Origin of the sequence: Curtobacterium caseinilyticum (genome assembly GCF_030363035.1) — a bacterium.
GTDB classification, from domain to species: domain Bacteria; phylum Actinomycetota; class Actinomycetes; order Actinomycetales; family Microbacteriaceae; genus Curtobacterium; species Curtobacterium caseinilyticum.
On record NZ_JAUCMN010000005.1, the window covers coordinates 105832 to 121874 of the forward strand.

15 protein-coding genes are annotated in these 16043 nt (G+C 71.4%); 8 read left to right on the forward strand and 7 right to left on the reverse strand.

From position 1 onward, the window contains the following. Positions 1–49: 49 nt before the first annotated feature. Positions 50–1978, forward strand: a complete 1929-nt coding sequence (locus QUG93_RS08875) for a glycerol-3-phosphate dehydrogenase/oxidase (RefSeq protein WP_289473545.1) — start codon at positions 50–52, stop codon at positions 1976–1978. A gap of 99 nt (positions 1979–2077) precedes the next feature. On the opposite strand, the gene QUG93_RS08880 is transcribed toward QUG93_RS08875, so the two are convergent. Beyond that, positions 2078–2596, reverse strand: coding sequence for a hypothetical protein (locus QUG93_RS08880; RefSeq protein ID WP_289473546.1), 519 nt, complete (start codon positions 2594–2596; stop codon positions 2078–2080). Positions 2597–2714: 118 nt separating this feature from the next. Here QUG93_RS08880 and QUG93_RS08885 point away from each other — a divergent pair, with 118 nt between their 5' ends. The 5 genes from QUG93_RS08885 to guaA are packed head-to-tail and all read left to right on the forward strand — an operon-like array spanning position 2715 to position 7581. Then, positions 2715–3245: a cation:proton antiporter regulatory subunit gene (locus tag QUG93_RS08885; protein WP_289473547.1), complete on the forward strand. Its 531-nt coding sequence runs from the start codon at positions 2715–2717 to the stop codon at positions 3243–3245. Positions 3246–3248: 3 nt separating this feature from the next. Further along, positions 3249–4739 (forward strand): cation:proton antiporter, encoded by a 1491-nt coding sequence (locus QUG93_RS08890; protein ID WP_289473548.1) that lies wholly within the window; start codon positions 3249–3251, stop codon positions 4737–4739. A 5-nt stretch (positions 4740–4744) separates the two neighbouring features. Beyond that, positions 4745–5548, forward strand: coding sequence for an SURF1 family cytochrome oxidase biogenesis protein (locus tag QUG93_RS08895; RefSeq protein WP_289473549.1), 804 nt, complete (start codon positions 4745–4747; stop codon positions 5546–5548). Between the two features lie 9 nt (positions 5549–5557). Next, the gene (locus QUG93_RS08900) at positions 5558–6004 is read left to right on the forward strand and encodes a DUF3817 domain-containing protein (RefSeq protein ID WP_289473550.1); all 447 of its coding nucleotides are present in this window, start codon (positions 5558–5560) and stop codon (positions 6002–6004) included. Next, positions 6001–7581 (forward strand): glutamine-hydrolyzing GMP synthase, encoded by a 1581-nt coding sequence (guaA, locus tag QUG93_RS08905; protein WP_289473551.1) that lies wholly within the window; start codon positions 6001–6003, stop codon positions 7579–7581. The genes QUG93_RS08900 and guaA overlap by 4 nt, the downstream gene beginning before the upstream one ends. A 426-nt stretch (positions 7582–8007) precedes the next feature. Here guaA and QUG93_RS08910 read toward each other — a convergent pair whose 3' ends face one another. Together QUG93_RS08910 and QUG93_RS08915 are read right to left on the reverse strand one after the other, a co-directional pair. Then, positions 8008–8865, reverse strand: coding sequence for a Bax inhibitor-1/YccA family protein (locus tag QUG93_RS08910; RefSeq protein WP_289473552.1), 858 nt, complete (start codon positions 8863–8865; stop codon positions 8008–8010). 36 nt (positions 8866–8901) lie between these two features. Beyond that, positions 8902–10041: a DUF817 domain-containing protein gene (locus tag QUG93_RS08915; RefSeq protein ID WP_353067764.1), complete on the reverse strand. Its 1140-nt coding sequence runs from the start codon at positions 10039–10041 to the stop codon at positions 8902–8904. Between the two features lie 114 nt (positions 10042–10155). On the opposite strand from QUG93_RS08915, the gene QUG93_RS08920 reads away from it, so the two are divergent. Both QUG93_RS08920 and QUG93_RS08925 read left to right on the forward strand, forming a co-directional pair. Then, positions 10156–11166, forward strand: coding sequence for a glycerophosphodiester phosphodiesterase family protein (locus tag QUG93_RS08920; protein WP_289473553.1), 1011 nt, complete (start codon positions 10156–10158; stop codon positions 11164–11166). A 12-nt stretch (positions 11167–11178) separates the two neighbouring features. Continuing rightward, on the forward strand, positions 11179–13650 hold the full coding sequence (locus QUG93_RS08925) for an ATP-dependent helicase (protein WP_289473554.1): 2472 nt from the start codon (positions 11179–11181) through the stop codon (positions 13648–13650). A gap of 16 nt (positions 13651–13666) precedes the next feature. Here the strand turns inward: QUG93_RS08925 and QUG93_RS08930 are convergent, their stop codons facing one another. The 4 genes from QUG93_RS08930 to QUG93_RS08945 all read right to left on the reverse strand — a co-directional run bounded on the left by QUG93_RS08930 (position 13667) and on the right by QUG93_RS08945 (position 15964). Further along, positions 13667–14302: a pyridoxal 5'-phosphate synthase gene (locus tag QUG93_RS08930; RefSeq protein ID WP_289473555.1), complete on the reverse strand. Its 636-nt coding sequence runs from the start codon at positions 14300–14302 to the stop codon at positions 13667–13669. 33 nt (positions 14303–14335) lie between these two features. Beyond that, complete coding sequence (locus QUG93_RS08935; protein WP_289473556.1) at positions 14336–15145, reverse strand: oxygenase MpaB family protein; 810 nt, start codon at positions 15143–15145, stop codon at positions 14336–14338. A 71-nt stretch (positions 15146–15216) separates the two neighbouring features. Beyond that, the gene (locus tag QUG93_RS08940; protein ID WP_289473557.1) at positions 15217–15579 is read right to left on the reverse strand and encodes a hypothetical protein; all 363 of its coding nucleotides are present in this window, start codon (positions 15577–15579) and stop codon (positions 15217–15219) included. A 91-nt stretch (positions 15580–15670) separates the two neighbouring features. Then, the gene (locus QUG93_RS08945) at positions 15671–15964 is read right to left on the reverse strand and encodes a hypothetical protein (protein WP_289473558.1); all 294 of its coding nucleotides are present in this window, start codon (positions 15962–15964) and stop codon (positions 15671–15673) included. Positions 15965–16043 lie beyond the last annotated feature (79 nt).

The following is a 16043-nucleotide window of genomic DNA, read 5'->3' on the forward strand; positions in this document are numbered from 1 at the left end:
ACCGTGCGCGGAGGCCGGCTCCGTGCGCGCTACCCGCACGGAGGCGACGATGGCCAAGCCAGCCAGCAGCACCACGCAGACCAGCACGGACGCGACGAGCGCAGGTGCCGAGAGCACCGTCGAGGGCGCCCAGCGCGCCGCTGCACCGAGCGCGAGCGTCGGCTTCGACCCGTCCACGAAGCTCGGGCCGGAGGAGCGCGTCGCGGCGATCGAGGCGCTGAAGACGAAGGAGCTCGACGTCCTGGTCGTCGGCGGCGGCATCGTCGGCGGCGGCAGTGCGCTCGATGCCGTCACCCGCGGTCTGAGCGTCGGCATCGTCGAGGCCCGCGACTGGGGATCGGGGACGTCGAGCCGCTCGTCGAAGCTCGTGCACGGCGGCATCCGCTACCTCGAGCAGCTGAACTTCGCGCTCGTCCGCGAGGCCCTCATCGAACGCGGGCTGCTGCTGCAGCGCATCGCCCCGCACCTGGTGAAGCCGGTCCGCTTCCTGTACCCGCTCAACCACCGCGTGTGGGAGCGCTTCTACATCGGCATCGGCATGGCGATGTACGACGTCTTCAGCTGGTCAGGGGGCCGACCGCCGGGGGTCCCGCACCACCGGCACCTCAGCCGCAAGCAGGTCCTGAAGAACATGCCGGGCCTGAAGAAGGACGCCTTCGTCGGCGGCATGACCTACTACGACGCCCAGGTCGACGACGCCCGCTACGTCGCGTCGCTCGTCCGCACCGCCGCGTCGTACGGCGCGCACGCTGCGAGCCGCGTCCGCATCGAGGGGTTCATCAAGGTCGGGGAGCGGGTCGTCGGCGCGCACGCGCACGACATCCAGACGGGCGAGAAGTTCGACATCCGGGCGAAGCAGGTCGTGAACGCGACGGGCGTCTGGACCGACGACACCCAGGCGATGGTCGGCACCCGCGGACAGTTCAAGGTCCGGGCCTCGAAGGGCGTGCACCTCGTGATCCCGCGCGACCGCTTCCAGTCGAACACCGGCATGATCCTGCGCACCGAGAAGAGCGTGCTGTTCGTGATCCCGTGGGGCCGGCACTGGCTCGTCGGCACGACGGACACCGACTGGAACCTCGACAAGGCGCACCCGGCGGCGACCGCGGCCGACATCGACTACATCCTCGAGCACGTGAACAAGGTGCTCGCGGTGCCACTCACCCGCGAGGACGTCGAGGGCGTCTACGCCGGCCTCCGACCGCTGCTCGCGGGGGAGTCGGACCAGACCTCCCAGCTCAGCCGCGAGCACGTCGTCGCGCACACCGCCCCGGGCCTCGTGGTGGTCGCGGGCGGCAAGTGGACGACCTACCGCGTGATGGGCAAGGACGCCATCGACGAGGCCGTCGCCGCGATGGACGGCAAGATCCCGGCGTCGACGACCGAGGACATCCCGCTGGTCGGTGCCGAGGGCTACCCGGCGGCCTGGAACCGCCGGGCCCGGACTGCGAGGCAGTTCGGCGTGCACAAGGTCCGGATCGAGCACCTGCTGAACCGCTACGGCACGCAGGCCACCGAGGTGCTCCAGCTCGTCGAGCAGGACCCGTCCCTCGCCGAGCCGCTGCCGCAGGCCGACGACTACATCGGCGCCGAGGTGGTCTACGCGGCCTCGCACGAGGGTGCCCTGCACCTGGAGGACGTCCTCGCCCGTCGCACCCGCATCTCGATCGAGGCGTGGGACCGCGGTGAGGAAGCGGCTCCGGTCGCGGCGAAGCTCATGGCGGGCGTGCTCGGCTGGGACCAGGAGACGACCGAGCACGAGGTGTCGAACTACCTCAAGCGCGTCGCCGCCGAGCGCGAGTCGCAGCTGCAGCCCGACGACGAGTCGGCCGACCGGGTGCGTCTCGAGGCACCGGACATCGCGTTCGGCTTCGACGAGGACGACGTGGTCGTCGGCGGTGGTCGCTCCAGCGGCGCCGAGGGCGCGAAGGCGACCGACGAGCAGGTCGTCGGCGAGAAGACGAGCGAACCGAGGTAGGGACTGCCGGACTGACGGACGGGAGGCGCGTGGCGGCCCCGCCCCGCGCCTCCCGTCCGCCCCTTCCGCAAGACGCAACGTCGGCGGTTGCTCGCAGCGCTATCCCGCTACGAGACGTCGCTGCCGTTGCGTGTTGCGGGTCCGGACGGTCATCGCGACGAACAGGACCGGGATCGCGACGAGAGCGGCCAGGCTCGTCAGGTACAGCACGCCGGACCAGATCGTATGGGCGCCACCGTCCGTCCCGAAGGTGTCGGCGACGTCCATGCCGAGGAAGAACCCCGAGGCGAAGGTCGCGACCGCACCCGCCGCGAGCACGCCGAGGTCGAGCACCGCGATCACGGTGGCGGGCAGCCGAGCCGCGAGCCCGACGACCGCGGCGGCGACCGCGAGTGCCACCCCGATGCTCGCGATCACGACCACACCGCGGACGTCCCCGTCGACGGACATCCCCGCCGCGTCGATGCGGGCGTGGATCTGCGGCAGGGTCGCCCCGGGCACCGCGGCGAGCGGGTCGAGCACGAGCGCGTTGACGGCGAGCAGCGCCGCGTACGCCGCGACGACCACCACCCCGACGACGGCGACGACGATGCGAGCTGTTCCCCGAGTGCTCCCCATGCCCCGACGCTACCGGCAGCACGGAGTCCGCCGCCTCCGCCGCCGGGATGACCGGGCGGAGCGGAATGCCCCGGACCACCCGGTGGTTATCATCGGGGTACTCACCAAGGGAGCCATCATGGTCGACGTCCATCGCGTCAAACTCCCCGGAGTCGGCGTGCTGCACAGCTTCTACACCGACGACGGTGGCAAGTGCGGTGTCATCACGCACCGGTCGGGGCACTCCGACCTCATCTCGTTCGCCGACGTCTCGGACGGTGCGGACAAGTCCGAGAAGGTCTCGCTCCGCCTGAGCGAGGACGAGGCGCACACCCTGGCCGAGCTCCTCGGCGGCACCCGGATCACCGAGGGCCTCGACAAGCTCGACGAGATCCCCGGCCTGTCGATCGACTGGTTCAGCGTCGACTACGAGGACGCCATCGCGGGCAAGCCCCTCGGCGACCTGCACGACTCGGGCTTCATCGGCCTGACCGTCGTCGCGGTGGTCCGGGGCGACAGTGCGAACCCGGCGCCCTCGTCGGACTTCGTCGTGTTCCCTGGCGACACCATCGTCGTCGCGGGCGCACCGGAGAAGGTGGCCAAGGCGTTCGCGTACTACCGCAGCGGAGAGCTTGCGGCCGCAGCGGCCGAGGCCCCGCGCAGGAGCTAGTCCGTGCACCTGGGTGGTGAGCTGCTCACCATCGGCGTGCTGTTCGTCATCGCCTACGTCCTCGGACGGCTGGGCAAGACGATCGGGCTCCCCGCCATCCCGATCTACATGGTGGTCGGGCTCATCGCGAGCCCGCACACCCCGTGGATCGGCCTCAACGTCGAGTCCCACACGATCGAGCTCATCGCGACGTTCGGGCTCATCCTCCTGCTCTTCAACCTCGGGTTGGAGTTCGACCAGGAGGAGTTCTACGGCAACGCCGGCAAGCTCCTGGTCTCCGGCGGCACCTACGTCGCGATCAACATGGGCGTCGGCTTCGCGTTCGGGTTCTCGCTCGGGTGGGGCACGCGCGAAGCCCTGATCATCGCGGGCATGACGGCGACGTCGTCGAGCGCGATCGTGACGAAGCTCCTCATCGAGCTGCGCCGACTGGCGAACGACGAGACGCCGATGATCCTCGGCGTCACGGTCATCGAGGACGTCTTCATCGCCATCTACCTGGCGATCGTGTCGGTGGTGCTCTCGGGCGACACGAACGTCTGGGCCGTGGTCGGGAAGCTCGCCCTGGCGTTCGGGTTCCTCATCGTGATGTTCACCCTCGCCCGGTTCGCCGGCAAGTGGGTGTCGAAGATCTTCGCCACGCGCGACGACGAGCTGTTCACGGTGCTGTTCTTCGGCCTCGCGGTGATGTTCGGCGGCATCGGTGACCTGCTCGGCGTGACCGACGCGATCGGCGCGTTCGTGATCGGCCTGCTCTGCGGTGCCACGCGCTACCGCGACCGGATCGAGCAGCTCGCCCTGCCGATGCGCGACGTGTTCGCAGCGTTCTTCTTCGTGAACTTCGGGCTGGGCCTCGACCTGTCGACCTTCGGGGAGGTGCTCTGGCCCGTCCTCGGCGCGATCGGGATGACCGTCGTGCTGAACGCGGTCGCCGGGCAGCTCGTCGCCCGGATGAACGGCTTCAACGTCCAGCAGGGCATCAACACGGCCGTCATCCTCGTCAACCGCGGCGAGTTCGCGCTCATCCTCGCGACGCTGTCGGCTGCCGCCGGCCTGGAGGCACGGATCACCGCCTTCGCGGGTCTCTACGTGCTCGTCATGGCCGTCCTGGGTCCGCTGCTCGCCGTGAACTCGGACCGGATCGGCCGACTCGTGGTGCGGCCGGCGCGCGTCGCGCGGCTGCGCTCGCGCCTGCGCGACCGTCTCGGGCGCGCAGGTACGGGCCGGACGGCCCCTGCCGGGCCCGCCCTCGACGAGGCGATCGACGCTGCCGCCACGGCGGCCGTGGCCGACCAGGACGCCGAGGCTGCTGCCCGCCGGGCCGAGCGTGACCGCCAGTTCGCGGAGGAGTTCGCCCTCGTGGAGGCAGCGGGCAGGGAAGAGCGCGACAATGGCACCTCGGAACCGACGACGAGCGAGCCCGTGACGTCGCCGGTCGAGATCCCTGCCGAGCGTCCGAAGCGCCCGGCCCGCCAGCGCGATCCGGAGTACTGATACAGATGTGGGCCGTAGCCCGACGACCGAGGTGGATCGCGCTGCTCCTGCTGGCGCTCGTGCTCGCGGGGGTGTTCGCGGGGCTGGGCAAGTGGCAGCTCGAGCGCAGCATCGCGAACGGCAAGCCGCTGCCGGAGACGACCGAGACCCGCCGGGCGCTCGACGACGTCACCCAGCCCGGCCGCGCCGCCCCGGAGACGATCGCCGGGCAGAAGGTCACCGTCACCGGCGCCTTCGTGGCCGGCGACACGACGATCCTGACGGGCCGCTCCGGTGGGGGGACCTACCAGGCGGTCGGACACCTCGTCGACGCCGAGAGCGGTGCGAGCCTGCCGGTCGTGATCGGCTGGTCCGACCAGCGCCGCACGGCCGAGGCCGGTGGGGAGCGCCTGACCGACGGCCAGGAGCTCACCGTCGAGGGGCGGTACTACCCGGCCGAGTCGCCCGACCAGGACGCCTACACCAGGGGCGAGTTCTCCGCCGTCGCCCCGGCGCGGTTCGTGAACACGTGGAAGGCCTTCGACGACCGGATGTACATCGGGTACGTCGTCGCCGACGGCACCACCGCGAAGGCGGCCGACCTCGGCACCATCGCCGACCGGGCCCCCACGCGCGACATCCAGTTCGACTGGCTCAACCTGTTCTACGCGGTCGAGTGGGTCGTCTTCGCCGGGTTCGCCGTGTTCCTCTGGTACCGCTTCGTGAAGGACGCCTGGGAGCGCGAGCAGGAGGACGCCCGCGAGGCAGCGGAGGCGGCCGGCTCCCGAGGGGCGGAGGACGCCGCCGAGCCCGCTCCGGCACACCGGTAGGATCGGTCCATGGCCCTGACCGTCCGCACGCGTGACATCCCGAAGATCCCGGGCGCGGTGAAGTGGTACCGCGTCTCCGCCTACATCACCGGTGTGCTGCTGCTCGCGCTGGTGGTCGAGATGGTCATCAAGTACACGCCGCTGCAGCTCGAGATGCAGCTCGGCAACGGCCCGTTCTTCGTGCCGAACGGCACCGCCGGCGAGGCCCCCGGCACGTTCAACCTGTCGACCGCGATCCTCATCGCGCACGGCTGGCTCTACGTGCTCTACCTGTTCACGGACTTCCGCCTGTGGAGCATCATGCGCTGGCGGCCGACGCGCTTCCTGCTCATCGCCCTCGGCGGCATCATCCCGTTCATGTCCTTCGTGGTCGAGCACCGCATGCAGAAGCTGGCCATGGACACCCACCACGAGCTGACCGCTGCCCAGCAGCGTGAGAAGGAGGCCGCTCGGTGAGCGAGACCGAACAGCGCCCCGTCCTCGTCGTCGACTTCGGCGCGCAGTACGCGCAGCTGATCGCACGGCGCGTGCGCGAGGCGAACGTCTACAGCGAGATCGTCCCGCACTCGATCACGGCGGACGAGGTGCGCGAGAAGGACCCGGCGGCCATCGTGCTGTCCGGTGGTCCGTCGTCCGTCTACGAGGACGGTGCGCCGTCCCTCGACGGCGACATCCTCGACCTCGGCGTCCCGGTGCTCGGCATCTGCTACGGGTTCCAGGCCATGGCGAAGTCGCTCGGCGGCGAGGTCGCGCACACCGGTCTCCGCGAGTACGGCGCCACCGACGTGACCGTGTCCGGCACCGAGAGCGTGCTGCTCGGTGACCAGCCGGCGTCGCAGGTCACGTGGATGTCGCACGGCGACTCCGTCGCGAAGGCGCCGGAGGGCTTCGAGGTCCTCGCCTCGAGCGCATCGACCCCGGTCGCCGCGTTCGCGTCCGACGAGCGCAAGCTCTACGGCGTGCAGTGGCACCCCGAGGTGAAGCACTCCGCGTACGGCCAGGCCGTGCTCGAGAACTTCCTGCACCGCGCCGCCGGCCTCCCGGGCGACTGGAACTCCGCGAACGTCATCGAGGAGCAGGTCGCCCGCATCAAGGAGCAGGTCGGCTCGGCCCGCGTCATCGCCGGTCTCTCCGGCGGCGTGGACTCGGCCGTCGCCGCCGCGCTCGTGCACCGGGCCGTCGGCGACCAGCTCACGTGCGTCTTCGTCGACCACGGGCTCCTGCGCGCCGACGAGCGCAAGCAGGTGGAGGAGGACTACGTCGCCTCGACCGGTGTCCGGCTCGTCACGGTCGACGCCGAGGAGCAGTTCCTCGACGCCCTGGCCGGCGTGAGCGACCCGGAGCAGAAGCGCAAGATCATCGGCCGTGAGTTCATCCGCACGTTCGAGGCTGCGGCCGAGGCCCTGGTGCTCGAAGCGAAGGCGGACGACGACGCTGGCGAGGTCAAGTTCCTCGTGCAGGGCACGCTCTACCCCGACGTCGTCGAGTCCGGCGGTGGCTCCGGTACGGCGAACATCAAGTCGCACCACAACGTGGGCGGCCTGCCCGAGGACATGACGTTCGAGCTCGTCGAGCCGCTGCGCACCCTGTTCAAGGACGAGGTCCGCGCGGTCGGCCGTGAGCTCGGGCTGCCCGAGGTCATCGTCGGTCGCCAGCCGTTCCCCGGCCCGGGCCTCGGCATCCGCATCGTCGGCGAGGTCACGAAGGACCGCCTCGAGCTGCTCCGCGCCGCCGACAAGATCGCGCGGGAGGAGCTCACCGCGGCGGGCCTCGACGAGGAGATCTGGCAGTGCCCGGTCGTCCTGCTCGCCGACGTCCGCTCCGTGGGCGTCCAGGGCGACGGCCGCACCTACGGTCACCCGATCGTGCTCCGTCCGGTCTCGTCGGAGGACGCCATGACGGCCGACTGGACGCGCCTGCCGTACGACACCCTGGCGAAGATCTCGAACCGCATCACGAACGAGGTCCCCGACGTGAACCGCGTCGTGCTCGACGTCACGAGCAAGCCGCCGGGGACGATCGAGTGGGAGTGACCACTCCCTGACGCCCGAGGGCCCGGTACGCACGGCGTGCCGGGCCCTCGGCGTGCGGGGGCGCTCCGGGCCCCCTCCCTCGAGGTTCCACGACCGCGGCATCTCGGCGCTCCGCCCGCCCACACCTGGAACCACGACGACGCACGCGCGGCGAGTCCTGGAACCCCGGGGAGCGGTCCCGAGCGTGCCGGCGGGTGCGCTGGACCTCCCGGGCACCGAGCGGTCCGCACGGCAGCGAGCGGCCAGGGCACGCCGCGCGGTGGTCGCCACGAGGGCGAAGTCCGTCGCTCGGCGGCGTCGAGCGTGACGGAACGGGCGCGCTCGGCGGCGCGGAGCGGACCGGCGGCGGGGAGCGGGGCGGTATCCTCCCGGGAACGACGAAGGGCCCCGGCGTGTGCCGGGGCCCTTCGGGAAAGCGGGTGTGGACTAGTCGCGGTTGCTCGCCAGGAGGGCGAGGATGCGCAGGATCTCGATGTACAGCCAGACCAGGGTGACGATCAGGCCGAACGCCGCGGTCCAGGCGTAGATGCGGGGAGCGCCGCGCTGGACACCCGTCTTGATCTGGTCGAAGTCGAGGATCAGCGAGTACGCCGCCATCAGGACCACGAACACCCCGATCAGGACACCCCACGGGATGCCGAACAGGAAGCTCGGCTCGCTGCGGAGACCCTGCGCCCCGGTGGTCACGCCCGTGAGCATCAGGACGAGGTTGACGAGGGAGAACGCCAGGTACCCGACCATCGCGATCAGGAAGAAGCGGGTGGCCTTCGGCGTGGCCCGGACCTTGCCGGAGGAGAACAGCAGCAGGGTCACGGCGAAGACGCCGAGCGTGCCGAACACCGCCTGCGCGACGATCCCGTCCGACTGCGCGTTGAACGCGGCGGAGATGCCACCGACGAACAGGCCCTCGAAGAACGCGTACGCCAGGACGAGGCCGGGCGACGGCTTCTTCTTGAAGGTGTTGACGAGCGCGAGCACGAAGCCGACGATCGCACCGACGATCCAGACGATCGGCGGGAGGTTCCAGCCGGCGACTGCGCCGACGAGGAGCACGCCGAACGCCAGGAGCGTCTTGACGATGGTGTCCTCGTACGACATGCGGTCGGTGTCGACCGGGTTCGCCGTCGGGCGGTCGTACATGTACTGCAGCTGCTCGGGCGTCATACCGCCCTGCTGCGGGGTGTGTCCCCAGCCCGCCTGCTGCTGACCAGCGCCGGCGCCCCAGGCGCCGCGGCCCTGGTCGTTGAAGGCGGGGGACTGGTCGAAACCGGGCTTGAAGGCCATGGTGTCCTCTTCCTTGGAGATTCGAGTCCTCTCAGCCTAGGGGCGCTCCGTCGCGGAAGGCTGAGGATTCGCGGCGAGCGGAAGCGGGTCCTGACGGTCCCGACGCACGAACACTATGGGGGTGGTCTGCGTGCTCGCCCCGAGCACGTCGTGAGCCAGCCGACCATCGTCGGCCAGCCGACCGTCGTCGGCCAGCCGACCGTCGTCGGCCAGCCGACCGTCGTGGGCCAGCCGACCGTCGGGGTCGGGCGAGGGGGCGGGGCTGGTGCGTGCCTCCCGGCCGGGCTGCGGCGCGACGACCGCCGGAGCCCGCCGGTCGGACCGGACCTGCGGGTAGAGCCACGACACCAGCGCGACCGAGATCACCATGAGGAGCAGCCACGCGACGATCTTCGTCGGCGCGACCGGCTGCCAGGCCGCCGCCTGCGCGGGGTAGGACCATGCACCCGCCCAGGTCGCGGCGTTCTCCGCCAGCCAGATGAACAGGGCGACCAGGCCCATCGCCAGCAGCACGGGCATGCGCAGGGTCGCACGGTGCACCCGCACGTGCATGGTCGTCCGGGAGAAGAGCGCGACCACGAGCGCGAGCAGCACCCACCGGGCGTCCCACACGAAGTGGTGGCCGTAGAAGTTCGCGTAGATGCCGGACGCGACGACGACGAGCAGCCACTGCGGCGGGTACCGCTCGAAGCGCAGGTCGAACAGCCGCACGACCCGGACCATGTACGAGCCGACCGCGCCGTACATGAAGCCGGAGAAGAGCGGCACGCCGGCGACCACGAGCCAGCCTCCGGTGCCGTACTCCCAGGAGCCGACGTGGGTCTTGAACACCTCCATCACGGTGCCGACCACGTGGAAGACCAGGACGACCCGGAGCTCCCGCACGGTCTCGAGGCCGAACACGAGCATCCCGACCTGGATCGCGACCGCGGCGGTCGTCAGCACGTCGTTGCGGGCGAGCGCCGCACCCTCCGGCCACGTCAGGTGCACGACGGCCATGGTCGCGAGCAGCAGCGCGCCGAACGCGCAGGCCCACGCCTGCTTCGCGCCGAACACCAGGAACTCGGTGACCGCGAGCCGGACGGGGCGGTGCGGCTGGTGCCCGGCGTCGAGCAGGCGGCGGGCCGCGCGGTCGATGCGGGCCTCGACGGCGGTGGAGAGGTGTCGGACGGTCACGCGGCTCACGATCCGGGGCGCAGCTGGGAACGACGGCCCCTGGCTGAGCGGATGTGTCCACAGGTACACCCGAGGGTCACCCGGCGGGCGCCCCGAGCGGCTACGGTTCGGCGCATGACCCGTGTGATCGCCCACCGAGGAGCCTCCGGCCACCGACCCGAGCACTCGCGCAGCGCCTACGAACTCGCCGTCGAGCTGGACGCGGACGCGATCGAGCCGGACCTGGTGCCGACGCGGGACGGGGTCCTGGTGCTCCGGCACGAGAACGAGGTGTCCGGCACGACGGACGTCGCGGACCGCCCGGAGTTCGCGCACCTGCGGACGACGAAGACCGTCGACGGGCAGACCGTGACGGGGTGGTTCACCGAGGACTTCACGTGGGACGAGCTCCGGACGCTCCGCGTGCGGGAGCGCCTGCCCGCCCTGCGTCCGGCATCGGCTGCGCACGACGGCGAGGAGTCCGTGCTGCGGCTCGAGGACCTGCTCGGCATCCTCGATGCGGCACCCCGCCCGGTCGGACTCGTCGCCGAGGTCAAGCACGCGCACTTCTTCGAACAGGCCGGCTTCCCGATGGCGCAGCTGCTCGACGACGTCCTCGGTTCGGCCGGGTGGCGCGGCGACGAGCGGTTGACGATCGAGTCGTTCGAGAAGACGGTGCTCCGGCAGCTCGGCTCGCTGGCGACGGGTGGTCGGCTCGTGTACCTCCAGGAGGCCCGTGGCAGCGCCGCGGACGAGGTCGCCGCCCACGGATCGGCCGCTCCGTCGTGGGCGTCGGAACGCACGGACGCCGCCCTGGCTGGCTTCGCGGCGGAGTTCCACGGCATCAGCGTCGATCTGCGGACCCTGATGGCGGGTGTCGACACCGTCGCCGTCGACGACCCGCGGCCGGTGCGGAGCGCGATCGTCGACCGGGCGCACGCCGCCGGGCTCGCGGTCTACACCTGGACGCTCCGGCCGGAGAACCGGTTCCTGCCGGCACCGCTCCGGCGCGGGGGCGACGTCGCTGCGCACGGCGACTGGGAGCGGTGGTTCACGTCGATCGTGCGGACCGGGGTCGACGGGGTGTTCGCGGACCACCCGGACCTGGCGGTCCGGGCGCGGTCGGCTGTCGGAGGGCGCGCCTAGACTGACCCGGTCATGACGATCGTGCTCGACCCCTTCGACCAGTCCCCCGAGCCGGGCGCGGGCAACCGCTCCGGCGGGTACGACGACCCCTTCACCGCGGGTCTCAACCCCCAGCAGAAGGAAGCCGTCGAGTACCGCGGCGAGTCACTGCTCATCGTGGCGGGCGCGGGCTCGGGCAAGACGAGCGTCCTCACCCGGCGCATCGCGCTGCTGCTCGCCAACCGCGAGGCCTGGCCGTCGCAGATCCTCGCGATCACCTTCACGAACAAGGCTGCCGCCGAGATGCGCGAGCGCGTGCAGGCCCTGGTCGGGCAGGCAGCCGAGGGCATGTGGATCTCCACGTTCCACTCGGCGTGCGTGCGGATCCTCCGGCGCGAGGCCGAGCGCTTCGGGTTCCCGCAGTCGTTCACGATCTACGACTCCGCCGACTCGCGCGCGCTGCTCAAGCGGATCATCAAGGAGCTCGAGGCGGACTCGCTCGGGTTGACCGTCGGTGCTGCCGCGTCGAAGATCTCGAAGCTCAAGAACGAGCTGCAGGACATCGACACCTACGCGCGCAACATCAACGTGAACGACCCGCAGGAGGTCATGTTCACCGAGGTGTTCCGGCGGTACACGAACGAGCTCCGCCGCGCGAACGCGTTCGACTTCGACGACCTGATCGGGCAGACCGTCTTCCTGTTCCGCGCGTTCCCCGAGGTCGCCGCGCTCTACCAGCGCCGCTTCCGGTTCGTCCTGGTCGACGAGTACCAGGACACCAACCACGCGCAGTACGCCCTGATCCGTGAGCTCACCCGACCGGTCCCCGTGGAGCAGGTCGACAAGCTCGAGGACGCCGGGCAGCACGTGGAGCGCATGCGCGAGGCGGACGGGTCGATCGCGCCGGCGTCGCTCACGGTCGTCGGTGACTCGGACCAGTCGATCTACGCCTTCCGAGGCGCCGACATCCGCAACATCGTCGAGTTCGAGCGCGACTTCCCGAACTCCAAGGTGATCCTGCTCGAGCAGAACTACCGCTCGACGCAGACCATCCTCGACGCCGCGAACGCCGTCATCGCGAACAACTTCGACCGGCAGGCCAAGAACCTGTTCACCGACGTCGGTGCCGGCGACAAGATCGTCGGCTTCACCGGGTACACCGGCCACGACGAGGCGCAGTTCGTCGCGGACGAGATCCAGCGCCTGCACGACGAGGGCACGTCCTACCGCGACATGGCGGTGTTCTACCGGACCAACTCGCAGACGCGTGCGCTCGAGGAGATCTTCATCCGCTCGGCGATCCCGTACCGGGTGCTCGGCGGCACGAAGTTCTACGAGCGTGCGGAGATCAAGGACGCCATGGCGTACCTGATCACCGTCGCCAACCCGGCCGACCCGCTGTCGCTCCGGCGCATCCTCAACGTGCCGAAGCGCGGCATCGGCGCCGTGACGGAGACGGCACTGCAGCGCTACGCCGACGAGCACGAGACCTCGATGCGCGACGCCCTGCGGCACGCCGACGAGCTCGGCTTCGGGCCGAAGGTGCGGACCGCGATCACGTCGTTCGCCGCGCTGCTCGACGACGTGGCGTCGCGGGCGGCGACACAGCCGGTCGTGGACACGCTCACGCAGCTGCTCGACGGCTCCGGTCTGCTCGAGAACCTGCGGAAGTCGCCCGACGCGCAGGACGCCGCACGCGCCGACAACATCGACGAGCTCGTCGCGGTGACCCGGGAGTTCCAGAAGAACAACCCCGAGGGAACCCTGTCCGACTTCCTGACCGAGGTGTCCCTCGTCGCGGCGGCGGACGAGCTCGACGACTCCTCGGGCACGGTGTCGCTCATGACGCTGCACACGGCGAAGGGCCTGGAGTACGACGCGGTGTTCCTGACCGGCGTCGAGGAGGACCTGCTGCCGCACCGGATGTCCGCGAACGAGCCCGGTGGCCCGTCGGAGGAACGCCGGCTGTTCTACGTCGGCATCACCCGGGCGAAGAAGTCGCTGTTCCTGTCGCTGGCGATGACCCGGGCGCAGTTCGGTGACGTCAACGTCGCGATGCCCTCCCGCTTCCTGCAGGAGATCCCCGAGGGCCTGATCGAGTGGAAGCAGTCGCCGGGCATGGCGAACAGCCGCGGTGGCACCGAGCCCCGCGCGCTGAACGCTCGACGCGGTGGTGGTCCCGGCGGCTTCGGCGGCGCGGGCGGCGGCGGAGACGGCGGCGGGTACCGCGGAGGCGGTGGCTTCGGTGGTGGGTCGTACGACCGCGCCGCCGCGGCCGCGAAGACCCGCCCGAAGACCGAGTGGGCGAACCGGGTGTCCGGGCAGGTGCGCGACAACGGCGACATGGAACTCGTGGCCGGCGACCGGATCAAGCACGTCGACTTCGGCGAGGGCACGGTGTCCGCGGTGACCGGTCAGGGCGCCAAGCGCATCGCCGAGATCGCGTTCGACGCCGCGGGCCGCAAGAAGCTCCTCATCAAGATCGCGCCGATCGAGAAGCTCTAGCGGACCCGCCGCGCGCCTACGGCTGCAGCCGCGCCACGTCCCACCCGTCGCCCGCGCGGACGTACTGCAGCCGCCGGTGCATCCGATCGCGGCTGCCCTGCCAGAACTCCACCAGGTCCGGCTCGAGCCGCCACGCCACCCAGCCATCGGGCCGGGGCACGTCGTCGTCGGACTCGTCGAGCAGCACGTTGGCGTCGTCGATCAGGTCCTGCAGCGTCCGCGGTTCGAGCACGTCGGACTGGTCGACGATCGCGGTCGCGGCGCGGGACTTCGGTGACCGGTCGGCGAACAGCGCGTCGGACTCCTCGTCGGACAGCTGGACCGCACGACCCTCGAACCGGAGCTGCTGCATGCTCTCACGCCAGTAGACCTGCAGCGCAGCGTGCGGGTTCTCGGCGAGCTGCCGACCCTTCGGGCTGAGCGTCGAGGTGCCGAAGACGAGCCCACGGTCGTCGAGGCGCTTGACGTCCACGGTCCGCGCGGACACCCGGCCGTCGGCGCCGGCGGTCGCGAGGGTCATCGACATCGGCTCGGAGACGTCACGGTCGGACGCGCCGTCGAGCCACGTGCGGGCGACGTCGAACGGCGAGGCGGGCGGAGCGTCGAACTCGGGCAGGTGCAGGGAGTCGTCCCCGGACAGCGAAGCGGACATGCCCCCACCCAACCGTGCCCTGGTCGCTGCCGCTCAGGTTCGTGGTCGGTGCGCGTACCGCGCTGCGGTCCGGTGCATCGCACGCAGGAGCAGTGGTCCGGGCAGGCGGAGCACCCACCCCGGCACGAGGGCGCGCACGCCGCGAACGAGCCGCACGGTGCGTCGGAAGCGCTGCTGTTCGCGCGGCCCCCACGCCGCGCCGTACTGCGTGCGCAGCGCCTCCGGGAGCATCCCGACGGTGACGATCCGGACGAGGGGCATCGCCGCTCGCACCCAGCGCGGCGCGAACCGCGGGTGCAGCAGGTCCCGCACGATCCCGCGGGCGTCCTCGGTCACGCGCAGGGTCGGCAGGGTCCGCTCCCACCAGGCGTCGAAGGCCGCCACCGAGTCGAACCAGCCGTCCGCAGGGACCCGCAGTGCGGTCGCGATCGGGGCGTAGGCCGCCAGGACCCGCTCGGCGTCGTCGGTCGACAGCGGGTCGCCGAACAGGGCGTGCGCGCTCCGTGCGGAGTCGAACAGCGTGGCGGCGACCCAGCGCTGCCGGTCGACCTCGTCGGCCCCCGCGACCGCTCGGTGGGCACGGTTGACGAACGCTGTCGCGACGGCAGCGTCGGCCTCGGTCCCGGTGACGACGGCGTAGACGAACATCAGGGTGTGGGCCAGCCGCTGCTGTGGTCGGCGGGCGAAGTCAGAGTGCCGCCGGACACCCGCCCCCACCACCGGATCGGCGATCTGCAGCAGGATCGCGCGGCCGCCCGCCGCGACGGGCGTGCTGTCGGCCAGCCACCGACGCAGGTCGCGATCACCACGCTGCGGACGGGAGGCCCGCTGCCGGGCCGCCACGGCCGTCCGGCCGGCCGTCCCCGCGGCTCGGCCGGCGGGGCGGGGGTGGGACGGGCCTCCCGGCCGTCGCGTCACGGACGTGGCCCGGTTCGTCGTGCCCGCCGGAGCGGAGCGGTGTCGAGGAGCAGGGCGGCGGCCAGGGCGGCCGCACCGCCGATCAGCGCACCGACCAGCCACGCGGTGTTGACGAACGTGCCGCTCGCAGCCGCCAGCAGCGTCACGACCAGCCAGATCGCCGGGAGTGGCCAGCGGTGCGCCGTCGCGCCGGTGACCAGGGCGAGCGCGACGCCGGCGACGAGCAGCGGGAGCCAGGCGACCCCGGCGGCCCGAGCGCCCGAGTGGGCCGCCGCGGCGACGAGCAGCAGGGACGCCAACGAGAGGAGCCGGGCCAGCGCGGGCGTGGCACGGACACGGTCGCGGACGCCACGGAGCACGGCCCGATCGTACTGGGCCGTGCTCCGGAGGACATCGGGTGACCGGTGCTCAGTGTCCGGTGCTCGGTGTCCGGTGCTCAGTGTCCGGTGCTCAGAGCGGCTTGGTGCCGAGGTCGCCGCCGAGGTCAGGACGGTCCTCGTCGCCGTCGTGCTCCCACAGGTCGGGCGAGCCCTCGCGGGGTGCGCCACCGGTGGGGCCGTCGTCGGAGCCGTCGCCCGGCTGCGGCTCGACGGTCTCGCCGGCGACGGCGTCGTTCGTGACGGTCTCGAGGGACTCCTCGGACTCGTCGACCTCGTACGGGCCCACGTGCTCGCGGTCCACGTCGTCGTTGCGGCGCTCCTGGGCGTCGAAGTCGTCGACGGGGCTGATGCCGGGGTCGCTCATGGTGCAGTCCTTCCGTGGGAGGGTCGGGCTCCGGCGTCGTGGGTGCCGGTGCCGTCGGGGCCTTCCTGTGTACGCCGTC

Coding starts and splice junctions, on each gene's coding strand:
- QUG93_RS08875 (WP_289473545.1), top strand. CDS start 50: ATGGCCAAGCCAGCCAGCAGCACCACGCAGACCAGCACGGACGCGACG.
- QUG93_RS08880 (WP_289473546.1), bottom strand. CDS start 2,596: ATGGGGAGCACTCGGGGAACAGCTCGCATCGTCGTCGCCGTCGTCGGG.
- QUG93_RS08885 (WP_289473547.1), top strand. CDS start 2,715: ATGGTCGACGTCCATCGCGTCAAACTCCCCGGAGTCGGCGTGCTGCAC.
- QUG93_RS08895 (WP_289473549.1), top strand. CDS start 4,745: ATGTGGGCCGTAGCCCGACGACCGAGGTGGATCGCGCTGCTCCTGCTG.
- QUG93_RS08900 (WP_289473550.1), top strand. CDS start 5,558: ATGGCCCTGACCGTCCGCACGCGTGACATCCCGAAGATCCCGGGCGCG.
- QUG93_RS08910 (WP_289473552.1), bottom strand. CDS start 8,865: ATGGCCTTCAAGCCCGGTTTCGACCAGTCCCCCGCCTTCAACGACCAG.
- QUG93_RS08920 (WP_289473553.1), top strand. CDS start 10,156: ATGACCCGTGTGATCGCCCACCGAGGAGCCTCCGGCCACCGACCCGAG.
- QUG93_RS08925 (WP_289473554.1), top strand. CDS start 11,179: ATGACGATCGTGCTCGACCCCTTCGACCAGTCCCCCGAGCCGGGCGCG.
- QUG93_RS08930 (WP_289473555.1), bottom strand. CDS start 14,302: ATGTCCGCTTCGCTGTCCGGGGACGACTCCCTGCACCTGCCCGAGTTC.
- QUG93_RS08945 (WP_289473558.1), bottom strand. CDS start 15,964: ATGAGCGACCCCGGCATCAGCCCCGTCGACGACTTCGACGCCCAGGAG.